We start from the raw sequence: 23674 nt of genomic DNA, 5'->3' as shown, positions 1-23674 counted from the left end.
ACCAGAGAAGGCAACGCATCATGGGTCAAGAAGTCATCCTCATCGTCATCGTCGTGGCGTTCGCGGCCTTCATGTTCTACAACAGCCGCAAGCGCAAGAAGCAGCAGGCCGAACTCGTGGACAAGATGGTCCCGGGCGCGAAGGTCATGCTGTCCTTCGGCCTCTACGGCACGCTCCTCTCCGTGAACGAGGAGAAGGTCACCGCTGACGTCGAGATCGCACCGGGGACCGTCGTCACCGTGCACCGTCAGACCCTGTCGCGCGTCGTCGACGACAACGCGTCCGACGTCGAGACCACCACGTCCACCGAGGACGAGCCGAAGCCGGTGGCCGAGCTCAACGGTGAGCCGGTCTACGGCGAGCGGGTCGACACCGACCGTGTCGACGAGACCGACGCCACGAAGCGCAAGTCCGACGACTGACGCCCTCGGCCGCCGGGTCGTCTGACCCGGCGGCCTCCCTCTGCCGTCGCACGGTGTGCCGACGGTCCTGAACAGAAAGACGAGACGACCGGTGGCACGATCGACACCCGTCAAGAAGGCGCTGCGCTCGCTCACCTGGTTGGTGATCCTGATGGCGATCCTCGCCGGCGTGAACACCGCCGCGTCGATCCTCGCCGGCTCTTCGAAGGACGACACCGACAAGTGGTACCAGGGCGCGAGCTGGGTCCCCGAGCTGGCTCTGGACCTCCAGGGCGGCACGCAGCTGACCCTGGCGGCGCAGAACACCGAGGGCGACTCCGTCACCTCGCAGCAGCTGCAGCAGGCGGTGAACATCATCCGCCAGCGCATCGACGCCACCGGTGTCTCCGAGTCGGAGATCAACACCCAGGGCGCGAACAACATCGTCGTCTCGATCCCGGGTCGCCCCGACAAGGCCACGATCGACCGCATCGAGGCAGCGGCCAAGCTGACCTTCCGTCCGGTGCTCTTCACCGAGGCCGCGACGAACTCCGCCGTCGGCGACGACGGCAAGGGCACCGCATCGGCCACGCCGTACTCGCCGCCGGCCTCGCTCGCCGCGACGCCGAGCGCGAAGCCGACCAACGCGAGCGACCTGAACTGGGTCACGCCGAAGCTGCAGGACCTGTACACCAACTACAACTGCGCGGCTCCGGACGACGTCACCACGGCGCCCGACGACGAGCCCCTGGTCACCTGTGACCAGGACGGCGCGGGGAAGTACATCCTCGGACCGGTCGAGGTCTCCGGTGCCGACATCAGCAACGCCACCTCCGGTCTCGCCACGGACTCGCAGGGCACGTCGACGGGCCAGTGGGCCGTCAACCTGACGTTCAACGGCGAGGGCTCGAAGGACTTCCGCACCGTCACGAACCGTCTCGTCTCGCTCCAGCAGCCGCAGAACCAGTTCGCGATCGTGCTCGACGGTTCGGTCATCACCGCGCCGACGACGAACTCCGCGATCACGAACGGCAAGGCACAGATCACCGGGTCGTTCACGGCCGAGTCGTCGAAGACCCTGGCCGACCAGCTGAAGTACGGTGCGCTGCCGATCAACTTCCAGGTGCAGTCGAACGAGAACATCTCGGCGACGCTCGGCACCGCGCAGCTCATCGGTGGCCTCGTCGCCGGTCTGATCGGTCTGATCCTGGTGATCATCTACTCGGTCATCCAGTACCGGGCCCTGGCGTTCGTCACCGTGCTGTCGCTCGGGATCGCCGCGGTGCTCACCTACCTGGTGATCGCGATCATGTCGTGGCGTGTCGACTACCGCCTCTCGTTGGCGGGTGTGGCGGGTCTGATCGTCGCGATCGGCATCACGGCGGACTCGTTCATCGTCTACTTCGAGCGCATCCGTGACGAACTCCGCGACGGCCGTGCCCTCGAGAGCGCGGTCGAGTCCGGCTGGAACCGTGCACTCCGCACGATCCTGGCGTCCGACGCGGTGAACTTCCTCGCCGCCGTCACGCTCTACGTGCTCGCGGTCGCCGACGTGAAGGGCTTCGCGTTCACGCTGCTCCTCACGACCCTCATCGACATCGTGGTGGTCGCGCTCTTCACCCACCCGATGATGCAGCTCATCGCCCGCAGCCGGTTCTTCGGCGAGGGGCACCGGTTCAGTGGTCTCGACCCGGCAGCTCTCGGTGCCGTCTACCGGGGGCGCGCACAGTTCCGCGCACCCGTCGTGGACGGCAAGCGCCAGCGCAGTGCCGGTGAGGCACAGCGCCGACAGACGATCGCGGAGCGGAAGGCCCAGCAGGCCTCCGGCGACAACGGCTCGACGCCGGACGGGAAGGACGACTGATGGCCAGCTTCAGCCAGTTCGGCAGCGACCTGTACACGGGGAAGCGGTCGTACGACATCATCGGGCGCCGGAAGACCTGGTACCTCATCGCCCTAGCGATGATCGTGATCTCGCTCGTCACCCCGTGGCTCCGTGGCGGGTACCAGCTCGGCATCGAGTTCACCGGCGGCTCGGAGTTCACGATCTCCGACGTCAAGACGCTCGACCAGAACCTCGCCACCGAGACCGTCGAGGACGTCGTCCCGGAGTCGATCCCGCGCGTCTCGCAACTCGGCACGCACGGCATCCGCGTGCAGACCGGGCAGCTCACCGACCGGCAGACGACCGAGGTGCAGGACGCCCTGGCGAAGGCCTACGACGTCCCGGAGAGCCAGGTCGCCGCGACCTTCATCGGCGCGACGTGGGGTGCCGACGTGCTCGCGCAGGCCATCCGTGGTCTCGTGATCTTCCTCGCCCTCGCCGCGGTCTTCATGACGCTGTACTTCCGCACCTGGAAGATGTCGCTGTCCGCGATGGCGGCGCTGCTGCACGACCTGCTCATCACCGCCGGCGTGTACGGCATCGTCGGGCTCGAGGTCACGCCCGCGGCGGTGATCGGGTTCCTGACGATCCTCGGGTACTCGCTCTACGACACCGTGGTGGTCTTCGACAAGGTGCGCGAGAACACCGCGCAGGAATCGATCCGGACGTTCAAGCAGTCGGTCAACCTCGCGGTGAACCAGACCCTCGTCCGATCGATCAACACCTCGGTCGTGGCGCTGCTGCCGGTCGCGGCGATCCTCTTCATCGGGTCGTACGTGCTCGGCGCCGGTACCCTGCGCGACATCTCGCTCGCGCTGTTCATCGGCATCATCGTCGGCACCTACTCGACGATCTTCATCGCGTCGCCGATGTACGCGCAGCTGCGCGAGAACGAACTGAAGATCAAGGAGTCGGACGCCAAGAAGACCCAGGCGGCCGAGAAGCGCCGGCGTGAGGTCGACGCGGCAGAGGCGAACGTCTGATGCCCATCGAGATCCAGGAGATCGACGTCGCCGAGGCCCAGCGCCGCATCGACGCCGGAGCCCGGCTGTTCGACGTCCGCGAGCAGGGGGAGTGGGACGAGGTCCACGCGCCCCAGGCCACGCTCGTGCCGATGTCGGAGTTCGTGGACCGCTGGCAGGAGATCGACGGCGGCGACCAGCCGGCCATCATCGTCTGCCACTCCGGCGGTCGGTCGTCGCGCATCGTCGCGGCGCTCGAGCAGTCGGGCGTGCCGGCCGTCAACCTCTCCGGCGGCATGCTCGCCTGGGAGCAGGCGGGGGCGCCGGTGGAGCGCGACGCCCAGGGCGAACCGCGTCACGGGCACTGACCGGGGACGCGTAGTCTTGTCGGATCGAGCTCGGATCGAGCTCTCGGACCGAGTCCTGGGAGGCGCATCATGACGGACACCCGCGAAGAGCCGTCCGCGCCGAGCCGCCCGGGTTCGGCCCCGCGGCCCTCGAGCCCGATCGGTCCGAACACCACCGGCAACCTCGGTTCCCTCCGCTCGCTGCTGCCGCGCCTGTTCTCGCGCGCCCAGCCGGCCGGCGCGGTGGACACGCTGATCCGCACGGTCCGCTCGCACCACCCCAAGGCCGATGTGACACTCATCGAGCGTGCGTACTCGGTCGCCGAACGCGCGCACGACGGTCAGAAGCGCAAGTCCGGTGAGCCGTACATCACGCACCCCGTCGCGGTCGCGCAGATCCTGGCCGACCTCGGCATCGGCACGATCACCATCGCGGCCGCGCTCCTGCACGACACGGTGGAGGACACCGACTACCAGCTCGACCAGCTGCGGGCCGACTTCGGCGACGAGATCGCGATGCTCGTCGACGGCGTCACCAAGCTCGACAAGGTCAAGTACGGCGACAGCGCGCAGGCCGAGACCGTCCGCAAGATGGTCATCGCCATGTCGAAGGACATCCGCGTCCTCGTCATCAAGCTCGCCGACCGCCTGCACAACGCCCGCACGTGGGGCTTCGTCGAGTCGGCCTCCGCCACGCGCAAGGCGAAGGAGACGCTCGAGATCTACGCGCCGCTCGCGCACCGGCTCGGCATCCAGATGATCAAGCTCGAGCTCGAGGACCTGTCGTTCGCGGTCCTGCACCCCAAGCTCTACGTCGAGATCGACAGCCTGGTCAAGGAACGCCAGCCGAAGCGCGAGCAGTTCGTCCAGAACGTCATCGGCACCCTGAAGAAGGACCTGAAGGCCGCCAAGGTGCGCGGCGACGTCATGGGCCGGCCGAAGCAGTACTACTCGATCTACCAGAAGATGATCGTGCGGGGTCGTGAGTTCGACGAGATCTACGACCTCGTCGGCATCCGCGTGCTCGTGCCGACCGTGCGCGACTGCTACGCCATGCTCGGCTCGGTGCACGCCCGCTGGACCCCGCTGCCCGGTCGCTTCAAGGACTACATCGCGACCCCCAAGTTCAACCTGTACCAGTCGTTGCACACCACGGTGCTCGGACCGCAGGGTCGTGCGGTCGAGATCCAGATCCGTACGCACGAGATGCACCAGCGCGCCGAGTTCGGTGTCGCCGCCCACTGGAAGTACAAGCAGCGCGCTGCCGGCCGTGACGCCGGTACCTCGTCGACCACGGACGACCAGGACATGGCGTGGCTCGCCCACATCACCGACTGGCAGGCCGAGACCAGCGACCCGGGCGAGTTCCTCGACTCCCTTCGCTACGAGATCGGTGCCAAGGAGACCTACGTCTTCACGCCGCAGGGCAAGGTCATCGGCCTCCCCGCCGGAGCCACCCCTGTCGACTTCGCCTACGCGGTGCACACCGAGATCGGGCACCGGACGATGGGTGCGAAGGTCAACGGCCGCCTCGTCCCGCTCGAGAGCCAGCTGTCCAGCGGCGACGTCGTCGAGATCTTCACGTCGAAGAACCCCGACTCCGGCCCCTCACAGGACTGGCTGCAGTTCGTCCGCAGCCCCCGCGCCCGCAACAAGATCAAGCAGTGGTTCACCAAGGAGCGCCGCGAAGAGGCGATCGAGCAGGGTCGCGACGCCATCGCCCGGGCGATGCGCAAGCAGAACCTGCCGCTCCAGCGCATCATGAGCCAGGACAGCATCGCCGAGGTCGCCTCGTCGATGCGGTACGAGGACGTGTCCGCCCTGTACGCCGCCATCGGCGAGGGCCACGTCTCGACGCAGTCGGTGATCGAGAAGGTCCTCGGCAACGTCCAGACCGAGACCGAGACCGACGAACCCGAACTCGCGTTCCCGCGCCAGGTCACCAGTCGGCAGCTGCGCACGAGCGACAGCGGCGTGCTCGTCCGCGGTGCGCCCGACATCCTCGTCAAACTCGCGAAGTGCTGCACGCCGGTGCCGGGCGACCAGATCGTGGGCTTCATCACCCGCGGCCAGGGCGTCTCGGTGCACCAGTCGTCGTGCACCAACGTGAAGTCGCTCATGAACGAACCCGACCGGATGATCGAGGTCGAGTGGGCCCCGTCGTCGAAGTCGGTGTTCCTGGTGCAGATCCAGATCGAGGCGCTCGATCGGTCGGGCCTGCTCAGCGATGTCACCCGGGTGCTGACCGATCACCACGTGAACATCCTGTCCGCGACGGTGTCGACCTCGTCCGACCGTCTCGCCCTCAGCCGGTTCGTGTTCGAGATGGGCGACACCATCCACCTCGACCGTGTGCTCAACGCGGTGCGTCGCATCGACGCCGTCTACGACGTCTACCGCGTCAGCGCCGGCTAGGACGAACCCGCCCGCCAGCGGTCGCAACTCGCCGCACGGGTGCCGTCGACCGCTCACGAACCGTCGACTGCGGCCCCGCCAACCGACGGTCCGTGACCAATCGGCGAACGTGAGCGGGGTGCCCTGACCGCTCGCACCCGCCGGACCGGAGGCCCGTGGCGGCCCCGCCCCGCGCCTCCAGTCCGTCGACCGGTCACGACTCGCCGCACGGGTGCCGTCGACCGGTCACGAACCGTCGACTGTGGCCCCGCCAATCGACGGTCCGTGACCAATCGGCGAACGTGAGCGGGGTGCCCTGACGCCCACGCGCGCCGGCGCGGAGGCCCGTGGCAGCCCCGACCCGCGCCTCCCGCCCGTCGCCGGTCACGACTCGCCGCGCGGGTGCCGTCGACCGGTCACGAACCGTCGACTGTGGTCCCGCCGACCGACGGTCCGTGACCACTCGGCGGACGTGAGCGGGGTGTCCTGACCGCTCGCACCCGCCGGACCGGAGGCACGTTGCAGCCCCGACCCGCGCCTCCCGCCCGTCGCCGGTCACGACTCGCCGCACGGGCACCCGTCGACCGGTCACGAACCGTCGCCTGCGGCCCTGCCAGCCGACCGTTCGCGACCACTCGGCGGACGCGAGCGGGGTGTTGTGACCACCCGCACCCGCGCCGGCACCCGCGACGCGCTACCGGACAGCACCACCAGCGCCCCCGGCCGCGTCCTGCAGCCCCCGCAGCCGCCGTTCCGCCTGCCGCGCCATGGGGATCGTCCCGAGGGCCGTCAGCCGCACCTGCAGCTCGACCGCGGTGACCGCCCCGATCGCGAGCAGCCCGTGCACGGCCGTGCCCTCGGCCACCCCGAACACTCCGGCCGAGGGCCCCGGCGTCCGGAGCAGGTCGACCGCGGTCCGCGCCGGTACGGTGACCCGCAGCCGCGAGAGCTCGACGGCGTCGTCGACGTCGATCCGGACCTCCCGCAGGCGGACGTCCGGACCGACGTGCACGCGGACCTGCGGCGGGATGCAGGCCTCGAGCGCAGCCGGCGGCCGGGACACCGCACCCCAGATCCACGCGGCGGTCAGGGTGCAGGCGATCAGGCGCGCGTCCCGCAGGACCCATGCGGCAGCGGCGGCGCGCAACGACGGCGTCTGCGGTTCGGCAGGGGAGGCCCAGCACGGGCCGACGGCGACGAGTTCACCGGCCAGGACCGCCGCACGGAGTTCGGCCTCCGGCCAGTCGTCACTGGTCAGCAGTCGCGGGCGGGGCACCCGCACATCCTGCCCGACCCGCGGGCGGGACCGACAGGCCTGTGGACAAGCCGCGGACCGGCCGGGAGGCCCGTGGCGGGCCCGCACCGCGCCTCCAGGCTGTCGGGGATCACGTCCACAGCGTGGGTCGCGTCGACGACGCCGCCGACCGACAGCCGCGCGCCGGATCGGACGCGGCCGGACGCGACGCGCGCGCTCAGCGCAGGACGTCGGCGCGGTGCACGAGCGCCGCGGCACCGATGAGCGGACCGTCCTGGGACAACCCGGTCGGCACGATCTGCACCTTGGTGACGAACCCGAACTCGACGCGCTCCGCCACGGCCTGCCGGGCGTACTCGAACAGGTCCGGCGTGACGTGCGAGAACCCGCCGCCGATGGCGACGATCTCGAGGTCGACCAGGCTCGTGGCGGCGGCGATGGCCTGCCCGAGGGCACGGCCGCTCCGCTGGACCGCGGCCACGGCGATCTCGTCGCCGGCGGCGTACGCGGCCGAGAGCTCCTCGCCGGTCGTGCCCGCGAAGCCCTGACGACGTGCCCAGGCCACGGTCTTCGGGCCGCTGGCGATCGCCTCGAGGCAACCGGTGCCCCCGCAGGCGCAGGGGTCGTCGTAGCCGCCGCACTCGACGTGGCCGATGTGGCCGGCGTTGCCCGTCGGTCCGCTGACGGTGCGGCCGTGCAGGATGAGCCCGCCGCCGACGCCGGTGGAGACGATCATGCCCATGACGTGCTCGTAGCCCTGGGCCGCGCCGACCCAGTGCTCGGCGAGGGTGATCGCCAGGCCGTCCATGCGGAGCGTCACCGGGACGCCCTCGGGCACGAGCGCCGCGATCCGGTCGCGCAGCGGGTGGCCACGCCAGACCGGCATGTTGAGCGGGGAGACGAGGCCGTGCTCCTCGTCGACGGGCCCGGCGGAACCGACGCCGACGCCCACGAGCGTCGCGTCGGCGGGCAGCGCGCCGAGCGCGGCCGTGACGACCTCGTCGACGGCGGCCTGCAGCTCGTCCGAGGTGCGCTGCGGCCCGGTGGGGCTCCGGAACCGGGTCGCCGGCAGGACGACGCCCTGGTCGGTGACGAGCGCGGCCTCGACCTTCGTGCCGCCGAGGTCGACGGCCAGGGCGAGGGCGGGGGACTGGGGTGCGGTGCTGGACATGCGCGCTCCGATGCGGCGGTCTGGAGGCACGGTGCGGTTCGCCGACGCGTCGTCGCGTCCGGTGGGCACCGGCCTGGTCGTGGTGGTTCGGGCTGGGTGGGACAGGTGGGCTGGACGCGCCGACTCAGCCCGGTCGGCTCAGCCCGGTCTGCTCAGCCCGGTCGGTTCAGTAGGACGTCGTGTCGTCGCCGAGCGCCGAGGCGACACCCGTCTCGGCGCGGTGCGCGACCTCGTCGAGGATGCGGGCCGATGCGCTCGTGCCGATGCGGTTGGCGCCCGCCTCGACCATCTCGAGCAGGGTGTCGAGCCCGCGGACGCCGCCGGACGCCTTCACGCCGGTGTCGGCACCCACCGTGCGGCGCATGAGGGCGATGTGCTCGGCCGTCGCACCGCCGCCGGCGAACCCGGTCGAGGTCTTCACGAACGCGGCGCCGGCGGTCTGTGCCGCACACGACGCTGCGACGATCTCGTCGTCGGTCAGGAACGCGGTCTCCAGGATCACCTTGACGACGGTGTCGCGGGCGGCGTCGACGACCGCGCGGACGTCCTGCTCGACGCGCTGCCAGTCACCCGACTTCGCGGCGCCGATGTTCTGCACCATGTCGAGCTCGAACGCGCCGTCGGCCAGGGCCTGCAGCGACTCGGCGACCTTCGCCGCGGTGGACGTGGTGCCGTGCGGGAAGCCGATCACCGTGCCGACGCCGACGCCGGTGCCCGTGAGGCGCTCGACGGCGTGGGCGACGTCGCTCGGACGGACGCAGACGCTGAAGACGCGGTGGGCGGCGGCTTCGTCGAGCTGGGCGTCGACGTCCGCGCGGGTGAGTTCGGGCTTCAGGATCGCGTGGTCGATGAGGCCGCGGACGGCATCGGCGGTGACGGGGAAGGCTGCGTTGTCCACCCGGCAAGCCTACCCGTCAGGCGTGCCGCGTAGCGTGCAGGGCATGCAGGTCCTCGTCACCGGCGCCACCGGGTACATCGGTGGTCGTCTCGTCCCTCGTCTCCTCGAAGCCGGCCACTCCGTCCGGGTGTTCGTGCGCAACCCCCGGAAGCTCCAGGACGTCCCGTGGAGCAGTGAGGTCGACGTCGCGGAGGGCGACCTCCAGGACGCCGAGGCGGTGCGCGCCGCCGTCGACGGGATCGAGGCGGTCTACTACCTGGCCCACGCGATGGGGGCCGACGGCGACTTCGAGTCGGCCGAGCGCGAGGCCGCCGAGACCATGGCACACGAGGCGAAGGCGGCCGGCGTCAGCCGGTTCGTCTACCTGGGCGGGCTGCACCCGGACGGCGAGCTGTCGAAGCACCTCCGCAGCCGCAAGGAGGTGGGGGACATCCTCCTCGGCTCGGGCGTGCCGACCGTGGCGTACCAGGCCGGCGTCGTGATCGGCTCGGGCAGCACCTCGTTCGAGATGATCCGGCACCTCACCGACGTCCTGCCGTGGATGCCCGCGCCGCGCTGGGTCCGCAACCACATCCAGCCGATCGCGGTCCGCGACGTCCTGTACTACCTGGTGGCCGCGCTCGACGTCCCCGCCGACGTCAACCGCACCTTCGACATCGGCGGCCCTGACGTCCTGCGGTACGGCCAGATGCTGAACGGCTACGCGGTCGAGGCCAAGCTGCCCCAGCGCCCGATCACGGTCCTGCCGGTGCTCACCCCGCGCCTCGCCGCACACTGGTTCAACGCCGTCACCCCGATCCCGCGCAAGCTCGCAACGCCGATCATCGAGTCGCTGCAGTTCGAGTGCGTGCAGCGCGAGCACGACATCGACGACGTCGTGCCGCAGCCCGAGGGCGGGCTCACCTCGTACCGTCGGGCCGTCCGTCTCGCGCTCAACAAGATGCGCACCGGCCAGGTCCAGACGAGTTGGCGCAGCGCCACGCTCTCGAGCGCATCGGCCGACCCGATGCCGAACGACCCCGACTGGGCCGGACACACCGTCTACGTCGACGACCGCAAGCGGCACTCCAACGCCTCCGCCGAGGACGTCTGGCGCGTCGTCGAGTCGATCGGCGGCGACAACGGGTGGTACTCGTTCCCGCTCGCCTGGGTCGCGCGCGGCTGGATGGACAAGATCGCCGGTGGCGTCGGGCTGAACCGTGGCCGTCGCGACCAGCAGCGCCTCGAGCAGGGCGACGCGCTCGACTGGTGGCGCGTCGAACGGCTGGAGCGCGGCCGCTACCTGCGGCTCCGCGCCGAGTTCAAGTCGCCCGGTCGGGCGTGGCTCGAGATGACCGTCACACCGAACCCCGACGGCGGCAGCGACTACCACCAGCGGGCGATCTACTTCCCGCAGGGACTCGCCGGGCGGCTGTACTGGTACGGCATCCTGCCGTTCCACGGCATCATCTTCCCCGGTATGGTCGAGCGCATCACCGCCGCCGCCGAGCGGGAGTCCGACCACACCGAGTCGACGCAGCGCAACCGGACGCAGCAGACCGGGACCCCCGAGCCGGCGCACGAGGAGGCAGCATGACCGACGACCGCAGCCCCGTCCTCTTCCTGGGGGACAGCATCACCGAGCAGGGTGACTGGGACACGTGGCTCCCCGACGAGCACACGGTGAACCAGGGCATCGGTGGCGACACGACTGACGGCGTGCTGACGCGCCTCGACGCCGTCGTCGCCGAGCAGCCCGAGGTGATCGTCCTGCTCATCGGGACGAACGACTTCGGCAACCACCGCGCGAGCGCGGAGCACGTGGTCCGCAACGTCGAGACGATCCTCGTGACACTCCGCCGCGAGTTGCCGGGGGTACGCCTGTTGCTCGTGTCGATCCTGCCCCGGCAGGCCGAGTACGCCACGAAGATCGAGCAGGCCAACCGGCACCTGCGCCAGTTCGTCGCCACCTGCCACGCGCAGTACCTCGATGCGTGGCCCGCCCTGGCTGACGGCGACCACCTGGACGCCCGCTTCACCGAGGACGGCCTGCACCTGACCGAAGAGGGCTACCGCGCGCTGGTCGGAGAACTGGTGCCGGCGCTCGAGCGTGTCCGCGACCTGCCTCCGATGTCGCGGTCGATCCAGGCGATCGACCTCGACGGCTCCGCGGACTGATGGCCGCACGCAAGGGGCGGCCCCCGGTGGGGTCGTCCCAGCACGGCGTGCCCGCAGGGTCTCACCGACCCGCGGCCGCCGCACCGGCCCCGGCCGACGGTGGCCGCGCCACGCCGCCCTTCACCCGTCCCGCACTGGCACCGTCGATGATCGCGGCGATCGTGCTGCTGGCGTGCGTCGCCATCGTGGACTCGTCGGGCTTCGTCTTCGCCCGATGGGGCGTCACCGTGCTCGCGTTGATCGTGCTCGTCTTCGCCGTGCGCGGGAAGGTCTGGTGGGCCGCCCTGCTCATGGCCGCCGTCGCTGTCTGCTGGAACCCGCTCGTCACGGTGCCGATCCCCGGACAGGTGTGGGCTGCGCTGCAGCTGGTGGCCGCAGCACTGTTCATCGTGGTGGGCATCGTCGTCAAGGTGCCCCGCGAGTCGGACGGACGGTAGGATCGGCAGGTCGGGTACAGGACCCGACCGCACGACCCGAAGGGCATGGATGAACGACGAGACCGAGCCGGTGACCGAGAGTCCTCTGCTGAACCCTCGACCGTCCTCCGGCGGTCTCGACCGATCCGACGTCGTCGTCCGCAAGGGCCGACTGACCCTGATCAACGGACACCTCACGCCGCAGCAGTCGATGATCGAGGACCTGCTGTTCCTCGACGACGCGCTCACCGCGGCTGACGTCGACCACCTGCTCATCCGCGGCAACGACCAGCGCCCGGTGATCGCCCTCGACGAGCGTGACCGCCAGCGGGCCGAGAGCGCCGTGATGTCCGCGGCCGTCAACGAGCCCTTCTACGCGAAGCCCCCGGGCAAGCCGGCGGTGCTCGTGCAGGACGACGGACTCGGCTCCGTCGAAGAACCGGTGCTCCGCGTGTTCCGCCCGCGGCTCGAACCGCTCGGACGCCTGCGCTACGGCGCCGAGACGAGCGTCCAGCTCGAGTTCTGGCGAGTGACCGACATCGAGGTCCTCGCACCGGTCGAGAACGCCCTGATGCGTCGCAGCCTGCCGATCGACGAGTTCGTCCTGGTCGACATCGAACGCTACGGCCGCACCTGGCGCACCGTCGAGCACATGTTCGACGACCACGTCTCGGACATCCGCTTCCCGATCGACATCGTCTTCTCGTGGGTCGACGGCAACGCCATCGAGTACCAGCGGGCCCGCCAGGCCGCACAGTCGAACGCTGTCCTGGGCGAGGGCGACGACGCCCCCGCCCGGTTCCGGCAGATCGACGAGCTGAAGTACGCGCTCCGCTCGGTCCACACCTTCGCGCCGTGGATCCGCCAGATCTACATCGCCACGGACTCCCCGGCGCCGCACTGGCTCGCTGAGCACCCGAAGGTCAGGATCGTCCGCAGCGAGGAGTTCTTCGCCGACCCGTCCGTGCTGCCGACCCACAACTCGCAGGCCGTCGAGTCGCAGCTGCACCACATCCCGGGCATCAGTGAGCACTTCATCTACTCGAACGACGACATGTTCTTCGGGCGCCTGACCGACCCGTCGATGTTCTTCAGCCCCGGGTCGGTGACGAAGTTCATCCTCGCCACCACCCGCATCGGGCTCGGGTCGAACAACCCCGCACGCAGCGGTTTCGAGAACTCCGCTCGCGTGAACCGTCGCCTGCTGCAGCAGCGCTTCGGTGCGGTGACGACCCGGCACCTCGAGCACGCCCCGACGCCCCTGCGCGCCTCGATCATGACCGAGATGGAGCACGAGTTCGCCGACGAGTTCGCGTCGACGGCAGCCTCGCGCTTCCGTGCCGCGGACAACATCTCGGTGACGAACTCGCTCTACCACTACTACTCGCTGCTCACCGGTCGGGCCATCGTGCAGGAGACCGCCGACGTCCGCTACATCGACACCACGATGCAGTCGGGGCTCCGGTCGCTCGACGAGCTGCTGAAGAAGCGGAACGCCGACTTCTTCTGCCTCAACGACGGCAGCTTCCCGGAGGTGAGCGACGAGGAGCGCACGCAACGCGTGACGGACTTCCTGGAGCGTTACTTCCCGTTCCCCGCGCCGTGGGAGCGCCCCAGCGCTTAGGACGCGCCAGCGGCCTGCTGGGGCGCTCCGGGCGAGCCTGCGAGCCCGGTCCCGCTGGGCGCTGAGGACGCGCCAGCGGTCTGCTGGAGCGCTCCGGGCGAGCCTGCGAGCCCGGTCCCGCTGGGCGCTGAGGACGCGCCAGCGGCCTGCTGGAGCGCTCCGGGCGAGCCTGCGAGCCCGGCGGCGGAACCAAGCCCCGTGGTTCGCACGCTCCATCGGCCTCCGCCGGCCTCGACCGGTCACGACTCCCCGCCACCCACACGCCGAGCGGTCACAGAACGTCGCCTGCGCCGCCCGCAAACGACGGGACGTGACCACGCGACGCAGCACCGGCGGTGTGCCGCGACCACCCCGCGGGCCGGGAGGCGCGAGTCGGCCCTGCCACGGGCCTCCCGGCCGTCCGGCGTGCCGTCGGGCGTGCAAGCCGGCACGCGGTCAGGACACCCCGTTGGCTGCCCGCCGAGCGGTCACAAACTGTCGGCGGCAGCGCCGTCGGGCGACGGAACGTGACCACTCGCCTCGGGGTGACGGGGAGTCGTGACCGCCGGCCCCCGCGCTTGGAGTGCAGGAGCGGACGGACCCGACCGCTTTTGCACGCGAAGTGCGCGGCGCTACCGGTGGATGGGGGAGACGGGCACCGAGTCGAGCGTGAACACCGGGATGCTCGAGGTGACCGGTGCCGGTTCGACGGCCGCGGGGATCGTCACGCCGTGCGCGGCGAGCTTCGCCTCGGTCTCGAGCGCGGAGACGGGCTGTCCGACGGTGGCGTAGTGACCGATCGGCACGACCGAGTGGACGACATTTCGGCCGTAGACGTGCACGAGGTTGAACGACTGCGCACCGTCACGGCCGCGGGTGCCGCCCTGGTACTCGGTGAGGTCCTGGGTGTAGCAGGTCGCGCTGGCGACGGACACCGGGACCCCGGCGAACACGGCACTGGTCGAGTAGTGCAGGTGACCGGCGATGATGGCGAGGACGTCACTGCCCTCGACGACCTCGGCCAGGGCCTGCTGGTCCCGCAGTTCGACGAGGACGGTGAGGTCCTGCACGCTGGGCACCGGCGGGTGGTGCATCGCGAGGATGGTGCCGTGCGGCGCTGCCTCGGACAGGACCTCGGCGAGCCAGTCGAGCTGCTCGGGGGAGACCTCGCCGTGGTGGTGACCCGGCACGCTGGTGTCGAGAGTGATCACGCGGAGGCCGTTGACGTCGTAGATGAAGTCGACTGGTCGATCGGTGGGCTGCAGGCCGAAGAGTTCCTGGCGGAAGGCGCCACGCTCGTCGTGATTGCCCATCGCCCAGATGACCTGTGCGCCGATGCGCTCGGCCGCGGGCTCGAGGATCTCGCGGACGCGGGCGTACGCGCCCGGCTCGCCCTTGTCGGCCACGTCGCCGGTGACGACGATCGCCTCGGGACGCGTGCCCGAGGCTTCGATGTCAGCAACGATCTGCGTGAGCCGAGCGGCGGAGTCGACATCGCCGTACAGATCACGGTCCCCGGAGACGAGGTGCGTGTCGCTGAGGTGGAGGAGGAAGTGGTTCGGCCTGGGGTGTTCGGCCGTCCGGCTGTCCATCGGGGTCTCATTCCGTTGGCGGATGCGTGGTGCAACACGTTGCCACACCGTCCTGGACGAGTCCAGCACGCCAGGGTGAACCAGCCGTGAACTGGGGGCGGCGTTTCGCGGTGTGGACGAAGAAACCCCCGCCACTGGGTGACGGGGGTTGCTTCGTGCGCTACCGATCAGTGATCGCCGGGGCCGACCTGGGGAGCCTGGTGGCCACCCTCGAGGTTCGGGCCGTGGTGCGCGGCGTGCGCTGCCTCGAGTTCTGCCTTCGAGACCGGCTCGATGCGGTCTTCGAAGAAGAAGCGGGAGACGCCGGCGCGGACCTTCTGCAGACCCGTGATCTTGCCCTTGGCGTTCGGGCGGATCATCAGCGGCTTGTAGTCGTTGAACTGCAGGAGCTTCCACCGCTCGTACTCGTCGAGCTGCTCGTGCACCTCGATGTACTCGCCGTGGGGGAGTCGGACGATGCGGCCCGACTCGTAGCCGTGCAGGACGATCTCGCGGTCCTTCTTCTGGAGGGCGAGGCAGACACGCTTCGTGATCCAGAAGGCGATGAACGGACCGAGGACGGTCGTTGCCTGGATCACGTGGATCACGTGTTCGATCGACACCAGGAAGTGCGTCGCGATGATGTCCGACGAGGCTGCCGCCCAGAGGCTGGCGTAGAGCGTGATGCCGGCGGCACCGAACGCCGTGCGCGTCGGGGCGTTGCGCGGGCGGTCGAGGATGTGGTGCTCACGTTTGTCACCCGTGACCCACGCCTCGATGAAGGGGTAGAGCAGGATCGCCAGGATGAGCAGCACCAGGACCGCGATCGGCGCCAGGATGTTGAACGACACCGTGTAGCCGAACCACACGACCTCCCAGTGCGGCGGGACCAGTCGGAGCGCGCCGTCGGCGAAGCCGATGTACCAGTCGGGCTGTGTACCGGCGGACACCGGGGAGGGGTCGTACGGGCCGTAGTTCCAGATGGGGTTGATCGTGAACAGCGACGCGATGAGGGCCAGGATGCCCGCGACGATGAAGAAGAACCCACCGGCCTTCGCGGCGAACGCCGGGAGGATCGGGACACCGACGACGTTCTCGTTGGTCTTGCCCGGACCGGCGAACTGCGTGTGCTTGTTGATCACGACGAGCACCAGGTGGACACCGAGCACCGCGACGAGGATCGCCGGCAGCAGCAGGATGTGCAACGTGTACAGGCGGCCGACGATGTCGGTCCCCGGGAACTCGCCACCGAACAACAGGTAGGCGATCCAGACACCGATCACCGGGACGCCCTCGATCATGCCGACGATGATCCGCAGACCGTTTCCGGAGAGCAGGTCGTCGGGGAGCGAGTAGCCGGTGAAGCCCTCGGCCATGGCGAGGACCCAGAGCAGGAAGCCGAAGACCCAGTTGAGCTCACGGGGCTTGCGGAAGGCACCGGTGAAGAACACGCGGGCCATGTGCAGCATGATCGACGCCACGAACAGCAGGGCCGCCCAGTGGTGGACCTGACGGACGAAGAGTCCGCCGCGGATGTCGAACGAGATGTCGAGCGTGGACTGCAGGGCCGTCGACATCGCCACGCCCTTGAGCGGGACGTACGAGCCGTTGTAGACGACCTCGGTCATGGACGCCTGGAAGAAGAAGGTCAGGAAGGTCCCGGACAGCAGCACGACGACGAAGCTGTACAGCGCAACCTCGCCGAGCATGAAGCTCCAGTGGTCCGGGAAGATCTTCCGGCCGACTTCCTTGACGAGGCCCGAGATGCTGGTGCGCTCGTCGATGTAGTTGGCGACCCCGCCGATGATGCGGGATCCGCGCTCCGGAGCCGGCTTGTTCGTCGACGTGTTCGGTGCGGTGGTGGTGGTGCTGGTCATCAGCGTTCACGCTCCCAGAAGGACGGTCCGACCGGCTCGTGGAAGTCGCTCTGGGCAACCAGGTAGCCGTCGTCGTCGATCGCGATCGGAAGTTGGGGGAGGGGGCGTGCTGCCGGACCGAAGATGACCTCGCAGTTGTTCGAGACATCGAAGGTGGACTGGTGGCACGGGCACAGCAGGTGGTGCGTCTGCTGTTCGTAGAGCGCGACGGGGCAACCGACGTGGGTGCAGATCTTGGAGTACGCGACGATGCCGTCGTAGCCCCAGTTCTCGTGGCCCTTGGACGGGTTGAGGTCCTTCGGGTCGAGACGCATGAGGAGGACGGAGGCCTTCGCCTTCTCTTCCAGCATGTGCTCGGACTCGAGCATGCCCTCGGGGATGACGTGGAACACCGAACCGATGGTGACGTCGGAGGCCTTGATCGGCAGACCCGTCGGGTCCTTCGTCAGGCGCAGGCCCTGCTTCCAGAAGGTGTGGCGGAGCAGCTCGTTGGGGTCCTCGGCCGGAGCGAGGTCACGGACCAGGACGATGCCGGGGAGCGGGAACGCGGCCAGGGCACCGATCATCGAGTTGCGGATCAGCTTGCGACGACTGAAGCCGGACTCCTTGTCGGCGAGCTGGAACGCCTCGACCGCCTTGGCGCGGGTCGCGTCGGTGCCGCGGGTGCCGTGTCGGAGCTCGGTGATCTCTCGGTCGACGACGAGCGACTTCGACCAGTAGACGGCACCGAGGCCGAGGGCGAGGAGCGCGAGGGCGATCGACAGCCCCAGGAAGAGGTTCGCGGTGCGGACCGTCCCGAAGTCGCTCGGGTCGATCGGGAAGGCGACGTACGCCGCGATCGACAGGACGCTGCCGACGATCGACAGGTAGAAGTACGCGGCGACCTGGCGCTCGGCCAGACGCTGCTTCTTCGGGTCGACGTCGGTGCGACGCGGGCGGTGCGGCGGCTCGCCCGGGTTCTCGAACGGGTCGACGGGGAGGACCGCGATCCCGGGGGAGGTGGTCGTGCCGTGCTTCTCGACAGCCGAGGACGAGTTCAGCGTCTCGTCGTCGTGCTCTGCCATGGTGTTCCCTTCAGTGTCGTTCGACACGGACGATCAGTTGGACTTCGCGGTCAGCCAGACGGTCATCGCGACGACCGCGCCGAGTCCGAAGATCCAGATGAACAGACCCTCGGCGACCGGCCCCAGGGAGCCGAGTGCGAAGCCACCGGGGGACTTGTTGTCCTGCACGTACTTCAGGTACGTGATGATGTCGGCCTTCTGCTCCGGCGTCAGGTTCAGGTCGTTGAAGACCGGCATGTTCTGCGGGCCGGTCAGCATGGCCTCGTAGATGTGCTTGCCGGAGACCGTCTCGAGGCTCGGGGCGTACTTGCCCTCGGTCAGCGCACCACCGGCGCCGGCCACGTTGTGGCACATGGCGCAGTTGATGCGGAACAGCTCGGCGCCTTCGGCGGCGTCGCCCTCCTCGCCGTTGGTGAGCTCGGTGGACGGGACCGACGGGCCGGGGCCGAGGGAGGCCACGTACTGCGCGAGCGCGTCGACCTGCTCGTCCGTGAACTGCGCGGGCTTCTCTTCGGCCTGCGGACCCTGAGCGGCCATCGGCATGCGGCCGGTGCCGACCTGGAAGTCGACCGACGCGGCGCCCACGCCGATCAGGGACGGGCCTTCGCTCGTGCCCTGCGCGGAGAGACCGTGGCAGGTGGCGCAGTTCGAGGCGAAGAGCTTCTCGCCTTCGTTCACCTGCGACTGGCTCGAGGCGGCGACGGTGCTCGTGCTGTCGTCGGCGTTCGCCGTGGAGCTGAACAACGCGTACGCGCCACCGGTGGTCATGAGACCCACGACGATGAGCGACACGGTCGCCATCGGTGAACGGCGGCCCTTCTTGGACTTGGTTCTGTTGAACATGTGCTGGGGGGTGTCCAGTTCCTACTTGAGAAGGTAGATGACGGCGAAGAGGAAGATCCACACGACGTCGACGAAGTGCCAGTAGTACGACACGACGATGGCGGTGGTCGCTTCCTTGTGGCCGAAGTTCTTGGCGGCGAAACCGCGGCCGAGCGTCAGCAGGAAGGCGATGAGGCCACCGGTCACGTGGAGCCCGTGGAACCCGGTGGTCATGTAGAACGCCGAGCCGTAGGCGCTGGAGGAGAGCGTCACGCCCTCGTGCCAGAGGTTGGCGTACTCGAAGATCTGGCCGCAGACGAAGATCGCACCCATCGCGTAGGTGACGAAGAACCACTCCGTCATGCCCCAGTGGCGCGGGTTCCAGCTCGTCCGGTGCACCTGGAAGCGCTCCGCAGCGAACACGGCGAACTGGCAGGCGAAGCTGGACAGCACCAGGATGATCGTGTTCACGGAGGCGAAGGGCACCTCGAGCTTGCCGGTCTCGGTCGCCCAGAGCTCAGGGGACGTGCTGCGGAGCGTGAAGTAGATCGCGAACAGGCCGGCGAAGAACATGACCTCGCTGCCCAGCCACACGATCGTCCCCACGGCCACGGCGTTCGGCCTGTTGAGGGCCGGACCGCTGGCTGATCTGGAGAGAGAGGTGCTAGTCACGTCCTCCATTATGGCCGAAACCCCTGACAGTGTTTTCGCAGGCGACTGGCGGGTCTTCCGAATTCACTACGATCGACCCATGCCTGACGCACTTTCTTGGCCAGCGGTGATCAGCGCGCTCATGGCGCGCGAGGACCTGACGATCAGGCAGTCCACATGGGCCATGGAGGAGATCGTGCACGGGCGCGCCACCCAGGCACAGATCGCAGCCTTCGCCGTGACGCTCCGCGCGAAGGGCGAGACCGTTGACGAGGTCGTCGGGTTCCGCGACGCGATCCTGGACGCCGCGGTTCCGCTCGACGTCGACCCGATGGCACTCGACATCGTCGGGACCGGCGGAGACGTCGTCGGCACCGTGAACGTCTCGACGATGGCGGCCATCGTGATCGCCGCCGCCGGCGTCCCGGTCGTCAAGCACGGCAACAAGGCCAGCTCGTCGAAGTCCGGCTCGAGCGACGTGCTCGCCGCCCTCGGACTCGATCTCACGATGGACGCCGCGCGTGTCGCGGACACCTTCCGGCGTGTCGGGCTGACCTTCGCGTTCGCCAACGCGTTCCACCCCGGTTTCGCCCACGCAGGCCCGGTGCGCCGCGAGATCGGCGTGCCGACGGTGTTCAACTTCCTCGGGCCGCTCGTCAACCCCGCACGGTGCGAGGCCAACGCCGTCGGCGTCGCCCAGCTCGACCTCGTACCGATCATCACGGGCGTGTTCCAGACGCGCGGGGCGACGGCGCTCGTGTTCCGCGGCGACGACGGACTCGACGAGCTGACCACCACCGGGCACAGCCACATCTGGGAGGTCACCGGCGGCCGCGTGACCGAGCACGACCTCGACCCGCGTGACCTCGGCATCGCCCGAGCCCGGACGGAGGACCTGCTCGGCGGCGACCCTGAGCACAACGCCGCCGTCGTCCACCGGGTGCTCGCGGGGGAGACCGGACCCGTCCGCGACATCGTCCTGCTGAACGCCGCGGCCGGCCTCGTCTCGTTCCGGCTGGCACAGGACCCGAACGAGTCCGACCGGCCGATCCTGCAGCGCTTCCGTGAGCAGCTGGTCGTCGCCGCCGAGGCGATCGACTCCGGCGCCGGTGCGCGCAAACTGGCTGATTGGGTCGGCGCAGCGCCCGCCGCGTAGGCCGGGTCGCTCCCGCGCACGGTGCGCGGTGCGCGCCTGACGGCTCGGTGCTGCGCCACGGGCGCGCCCCAGGCGGTCACCGCTGCACCCGGTGAACAAGACCGCACCGTGCCGTGCCGGCAACCCCCCTGCCGGACTGGAGGCCCGCGGCGGGCCCGCCCCGCGCCTCCAGTCCGCACCGTGCGCGGTGCGTCACCCGGTGCGAGCCTGACGGCTCGGTGCTGCGCCACGGGCACGCACCAGGCGGTCACCGCTGCACCCGGAGAACAAGACCGCACCGTGCCGTGCCGGCAACCACCCGACCACCCGACGACCGCGGCCGACGCGCAGGAGACGCAATGCGCAGAAGGCCCGGTGCCGGTTCCTGGAACCGGCACCGGGCCTCCCGTCGGTGCGTTCAGAGCACGCGGTCAGCGTGCGCCTGCTTCGTTACTGCACGTCCTCGTCGACCCAGTCGAAGGTCTTCGTGACGGCCTTCTTCCACAGGCGGAGCGTGCGCTCGCGCTCGGCGGCGTCGAGCTGGGGCTCCCAGCGCTTGTCCTCCTGCCAGTTGGCACGGAGCTCGTCGAGGTTGGCCCAGAAGCCGACCGCGAGACCGGCGGCGTAGGCCGCACCGAGCGCCGTGGTCTCCGCGACGACCGGACGAACCACCGGCACGTTGAGGATGTCGGCCTGGAACTGCATGAGCTCGCTGTTCGCGGTCATGCCGCCGTCGACCTTGAGCTCGGTCAGGTCCACGCCGGAGTCGGCGTTGACCGCATCGAGCACCTCACGGGTCTGCAGCGCCGTCGCCTCGAGGGCGGCACGGGCGATGTGGCCCTTGTTGACGTAGCGGGTCAGACCGACGATCGCACCGCGGGCATCCGGGCGCCAGTACGGCGCGAAGAGCCCGGAGAACGCGGGCACGAAGTACACGCCACCGTTGTCCTCGACGGTCTTGGCCAGGGCCTCGACCTCCGGGGCGCTGCCGATCAGACCGAGGTTGTCGCGGAGCCACTGGATGAGCGAGCCCGTGACGGCGATCGAACCCTCGAGGGCGTAGTGCGTCTCCTGGTCGCCGAGCTTGTACCCGACGGTGGTGAGCAGGCCGTTCTCGGAGCGGACGATCTCGGTACCGGTGTTGAAGATCAGGAAGTTGCCGGTGCCGTAGGTGTTCTTCGACTCGCCCTGGTCGAACGCGGCCTGACCGAAGGTCGCGGCCTGCTGGTCGCCGAGGATGCCGGCGATCGGGACCTCGCGCAGCAGGCTCGAGGACTCGACGTGTCCGTAGACCTCGGAGGAGCTGACGATCTCGGGGAGCATCGACTTCGGCACGCCGAAGTCGGCGAGGATGTCGTCGCGCCACTGCAGCGTCTCGAGGTCCATGAACAGCGTGCGGGACGCGTTCGTGACGTCGGTCTTGTGCACGCCCCCGTCGACGCCACCGGTCAGGTTCCAGAGGACCCAGGTGTCGGTGGTGCCGAAGAGCAGGTCGCCCGCCTCGGCCTTCTCACGCGCACCCTCGACGTTCTCGAGGATCCACATGATCTTGGTGCCGGCGAAGTAGGTCGCGAGCGGGAGGCCGACGATGGCCTTGTACTTGTCGGTGTCGCCGTCGGCGAGCTGGTCGACGAGCGCCTGCGTGCGGGTGTCCTGCCAGACGATCGCGTTGTAGATCGGCTTGCCGGTGGTCTTGTCCCAGACGACGGCGGTCTCGCGCTGGTTGGTGATGCCCACGGCTGCGACGTCGTGGCGCGTGATGTCGGCACGCGACAGCGCCTGACCGATCACCTCGCGGGTGTTGTCCCAGATCTCGCTCGGGTCGTGCTCGACCCAACCGGCACGCGGGAAGATCTGCTCGTGTTCCTTCTGGCCGGTCGAGATGATCGAACCGGAGTGGTCGAACACGATTGCTCGGGTCGAGGTCGTGCCCTGGTCGATGGCGACGATGTAGTCGGCCATTGGTGCTCCTTACGGGTGTTCGGTGCGGTGCGCGGTCGGTCCTGCGGAAGGAACGCTCACGCCTTCGGGGTGGGGGTGGTTCAGCTGACGACGGGCAGCAAGGCGTAGGACAGGCCGGCGGCGAGGGCGCCACCGATGAGCGGTCCGACGACCGGCACCCAGGCGTAGGCCCAGTCGCTCGAGCCCTTGCCCTTGATGGGCAGGATGGCGTGCGCGATGCGCGGGCCGAGGTCACGGGCGGGGTTGATGGCGTAGCCGGTGGGGCCACCGAGGCTGACGCCGATCGCGATCACGAGGAAGGCGACGGGGATCGCGCCGAGCTCCGACGGGGTCTGACCGTTCGTGAACGCGATGACGACGAAGACCAGCACGAAGGTGCCGATGATCTCGGTGACGAGGTTCCAGCCGTACGAACGGATCGCGGGGCCGGTCGAGAAGACGCCGAGCTTGGCGGCCGCGTCGGGCTCCTCGTCGAAGTGCTGCTTGTAGGCGAGCCAGACGATGACCGCACCGATGATCGCGCCGATCAGCTGGGCGAGCCAGTACAGGAACATCTCGCCGACGGTGATGTTGCCGAGCATCGCCTGCGCGAGGCTGACGGCGGGGTTGAGCTGTCCGCCGGACTTGTAGGACACGGTGACACCGGCGAAGACCGCGAAGCCCCAACCGATCGTGACCATCAGGAACCCGGCTCCGAAGCCCTTGGACTTCGCCAGCGAGACGGCGGCGACGACGCCGCCACCCAGGATGATGAGCATCGCCGTGCCGACGAGCTCGGACAGGAAATTGACGCCGATGCCGTCCATCGGTGACCTCCAGTGCGTGAGGGTGGGGGTCCGGCCGTGCTGCGCCGCACTCCCCGTTGAGTGATTGAGGCCAACCATAGTGATGCCGTTCACGGCCGGGTGGTGAATTCGTGAGCGAAGTGCGGGATCGTGCACGAACGTGCAGGACGAGTGTCCCCAGCACGATCTCGCGCCGGTGACGCGTCCTCGGTGCGCTGCACGAACGTGCATCGACAACGGACGGCTGCCCGTGCCGCGGATGTAGATTGGGCGCACTCCGGTCGATGACGCGCGGTGTGACCGCCACGGCTCGACCCC

The 23674-nt window shown here is 69.3% G+C and carries 20 protein-coding genes; 10 read left to right on the top strand and 10 right to left on the bottom strand.

The features are described 5' to 3' along the window. Positions 1–20 precede the first annotated feature (20 nt). From yajC to DEJ17_RS01075, 5 genes are all read left to right on the top strand, one after another. Positions 21–422, top strand: coding sequence for a preprotein translocase subunit YajC (gene yajC, locus DEJ17_RS01095; protein WP_110891665.1), 402 nt, complete (start codon positions 21–23; stop codon positions 420–422). Positions 423–513: 91 nt separating this feature from the next. Continuing rightward, entirely contained in the window at positions 514–2265 is a 1752-nt protein-coding gene (gene secD, locus DEJ17_RS01090) for a protein translocase subunit SecD (protein ID WP_110891664.1), read from the top strand. Then, on the top strand, positions 2265–3269 hold the full coding sequence (secF, locus tag DEJ17_RS01085) for a protein translocase subunit SecF (RefSeq protein ID WP_110891663.1): 1005 nt from the start codon (positions 2265–2267) through the stop codon (positions 3267–3269). Before secD ends, secF begins: the two co-directional genes overlap by 1 nt. Next, positions 3269–3616: a rhodanese-like domain-containing protein gene (locus DEJ17_RS01080; RefSeq protein WP_071403840.1), complete on the top strand. Its 348-nt coding sequence runs from the start codon at positions 3269–3271 to the stop codon at positions 3614–3616. Before secF ends, DEJ17_RS01080 begins: the two co-directional genes overlap by 1 nt. 69 nt (positions 3617–3685) lie before the next feature. Further along, positions 3686–6010, top strand: a complete 2325-nt coding sequence (locus DEJ17_RS01075; RefSeq protein ID WP_231495664.1) for a bifunctional (p)ppGpp synthetase/guanosine-3',5'-bis(diphosphate) 3'-pyrophosphohydrolase — start codon at positions 3686–3688, stop codon at positions 6008–6010. A gap of 673 nt (positions 6011–6683) precedes the next feature. Here the strand turns inward: DEJ17_RS01075 and DEJ17_RS01070 are convergent. From DEJ17_RS01070 to deoC, 3 genes are all read right to left on the bottom strand, one after another. Further along, positions 6684–7265, bottom strand: a complete 582-nt coding sequence (locus DEJ17_RS01070; RefSeq protein ID WP_181420972.1) for a type IV toxin-antitoxin system AbiEi family antitoxin — start codon at positions 7263–7265, stop codon at positions 6684–6686. A gap of 196 nt (positions 7266–7461) precedes the next feature. Then, entirely contained in the window at positions 7462–8415 is a 954-nt protein-coding gene (locus DEJ17_RS01065) for an ROK family protein (protein WP_110891744.1), read from the bottom strand. 166 nt (positions 8416–8581) lie between these two features. Next, positions 8582–9313 (bottom strand): deoxyribose-phosphate aldolase, encoded by a 732-nt coding sequence (gene deoC / locus DEJ17_RS01060; protein ID WP_110891661.1) that lies wholly within the window; start codon positions 9311–9313, stop codon positions 8582–8584. Positions 9314–9356: 43 nt separating this feature from the next. Here deoC and DEJ17_RS01055 point away from each other — a divergent pair, with 43 nt between their 5' ends. Genes DEJ17_RS01055 through DEJ17_RS01040 form a run of 4 tightly spaced genes read left to right on the top strand, consistent with a single transcriptional unit; the run spans position 9357 to position 13510 of the window. Further along, on the top strand, positions 9357–10889 hold the full coding sequence (locus DEJ17_RS01055) for an SDR family oxidoreductase (RefSeq protein ID WP_258366586.1): 1533 nt from the start codon (positions 9357–9359) through the stop codon (positions 10887–10889). Then, on the top strand, positions 10886–11470 hold the full coding sequence (locus tag DEJ17_RS01050) for a GDSL-type esterase/lipase family protein (RefSeq protein WP_110891659.1): 585 nt from the start codon (positions 10886–10888) through the stop codon (positions 11468–11470). The genes DEJ17_RS01055 and DEJ17_RS01050 overlap by 4 nt, the downstream gene beginning before the upstream one ends. A gap of 47 nt (positions 11471–11517) precedes the next feature. Continuing rightward, a complete protein-coding gene (locus tag DEJ17_RS01045; protein ID WP_258366585.1) occupies positions 11518–11907 on the top strand; it encodes a DUF6804 family protein in 390 nt (129 codons plus the stop codon). A gap of 49 nt (positions 11908–11956) precedes the next feature. After that, on the top strand, positions 11957–13510 hold the full coding sequence (locus DEJ17_RS01040; RefSeq protein ID WP_110891657.1) for a stealth conserved region 3 domain-containing protein: 1554 nt from the start codon (positions 11957–11959) through the stop codon (positions 13508–13510). 611 nt (positions 13511–14121) lie between these two features. Here the strand turns inward: DEJ17_RS01040 and DEJ17_RS01035 are convergent. The 5 genes from DEJ17_RS01035 to DEJ17_RS01015 form a co-directional block, all read right to left on the bottom strand. Continuing rightward, entirely contained in the window at positions 14122–15081 is a 960-nt protein-coding gene (locus DEJ17_RS01035) for a phosphodiesterase (protein WP_110891656.1), read from the bottom strand. Positions 15082–15248: 167 nt separating this feature from the next. Further along, complete coding sequence (locus tag DEJ17_RS01030) at positions 15249–16937, bottom strand: ubiquinol-cytochrome c reductase cytochrome b subunit (RefSeq protein ID WP_110891655.1); 1689 nt, start codon at positions 16935–16937, stop codon at positions 15249–15251. Further along, positions 16937–18001 (bottom strand): ubiquinol-cytochrome c reductase iron-sulfur subunit, encoded by a 1065-nt coding sequence (locus DEJ17_RS01025; protein WP_027465615.1) that lies wholly within the window; start codon positions 17999–18001, stop codon positions 16937–16939. Before DEJ17_RS01025 ends, DEJ17_RS01030 begins: the two co-directional genes overlap by 1 nt. Before the next feature lie 33 nt (positions 18002–18034). Next, positions 18035–18844 carry a cytochrome c gene (locus DEJ17_RS01020; protein WP_110891654.1) on the bottom strand — a complete coding sequence of 270 codons (810 nt, stop codon included), beginning with the start codon at positions 18842–18844 and terminating at the stop codon, positions 18035–18037. A gap of 21 nt (positions 18845–18865) precedes the next feature. Beyond that, positions 18866–19504 (bottom strand): heme-copper oxidase subunit III, encoded by a 639-nt coding sequence (locus tag DEJ17_RS01015; RefSeq protein ID WP_110891653.1) that lies wholly within the window; start codon positions 19502–19504, stop codon positions 18866–18868. Between the two features lie 70 nt (positions 19505–19574). On the opposite strand from DEJ17_RS01015, the gene trpD reads away from it, so the two are divergent. Beyond that, complete coding sequence (gene trpD, locus DEJ17_RS01010) at positions 19575–20630, top strand: anthranilate phosphoribosyltransferase (RefSeq protein WP_110891652.1); 1056 nt, start codon at positions 19575–19577, stop codon at positions 20628–20630. A 429-nt stretch (positions 20631–21059) separates the two neighbouring features. On the opposite strand, the gene glpK is transcribed toward trpD, so the two are convergent. Both glpK and DEJ17_RS01000 read right to left on the bottom strand, forming a co-directional pair. Next, positions 21060–22571 carry a glycerol kinase GlpK gene (gene glpK / locus DEJ17_RS01005; RefSeq protein WP_110891651.1) on the bottom strand — a complete coding sequence of 504 codons (1512 nt, stop codon included), beginning with the start codon at positions 22569–22571 and terminating at the stop codon, positions 21060–21062. Positions 22572–22651: 80 nt separating this feature from the next. Next, the gene (locus tag DEJ17_RS01000) at positions 22652–23377 is read right to left on the bottom strand and encodes an MIP/aquaporin family protein (RefSeq protein ID WP_110891650.1); all 726 of its coding nucleotides are present in this window, start codon (positions 23375–23377) and stop codon (positions 22652–22654) included. Positions 23378–23674 lie beyond the last annotated feature (297 nt).

It is taken from the genome of Curtobacterium sp. MCSS17_011, assembly GCF_003224275.1.
GTDB lineage: Bacteria > Actinomycetota > Actinomycetes > Actinomycetales > Microbacteriaceae > Curtobacterium.
This window is presented reverse-complemented; position numbering and strand designations above follow the sequence as displayed.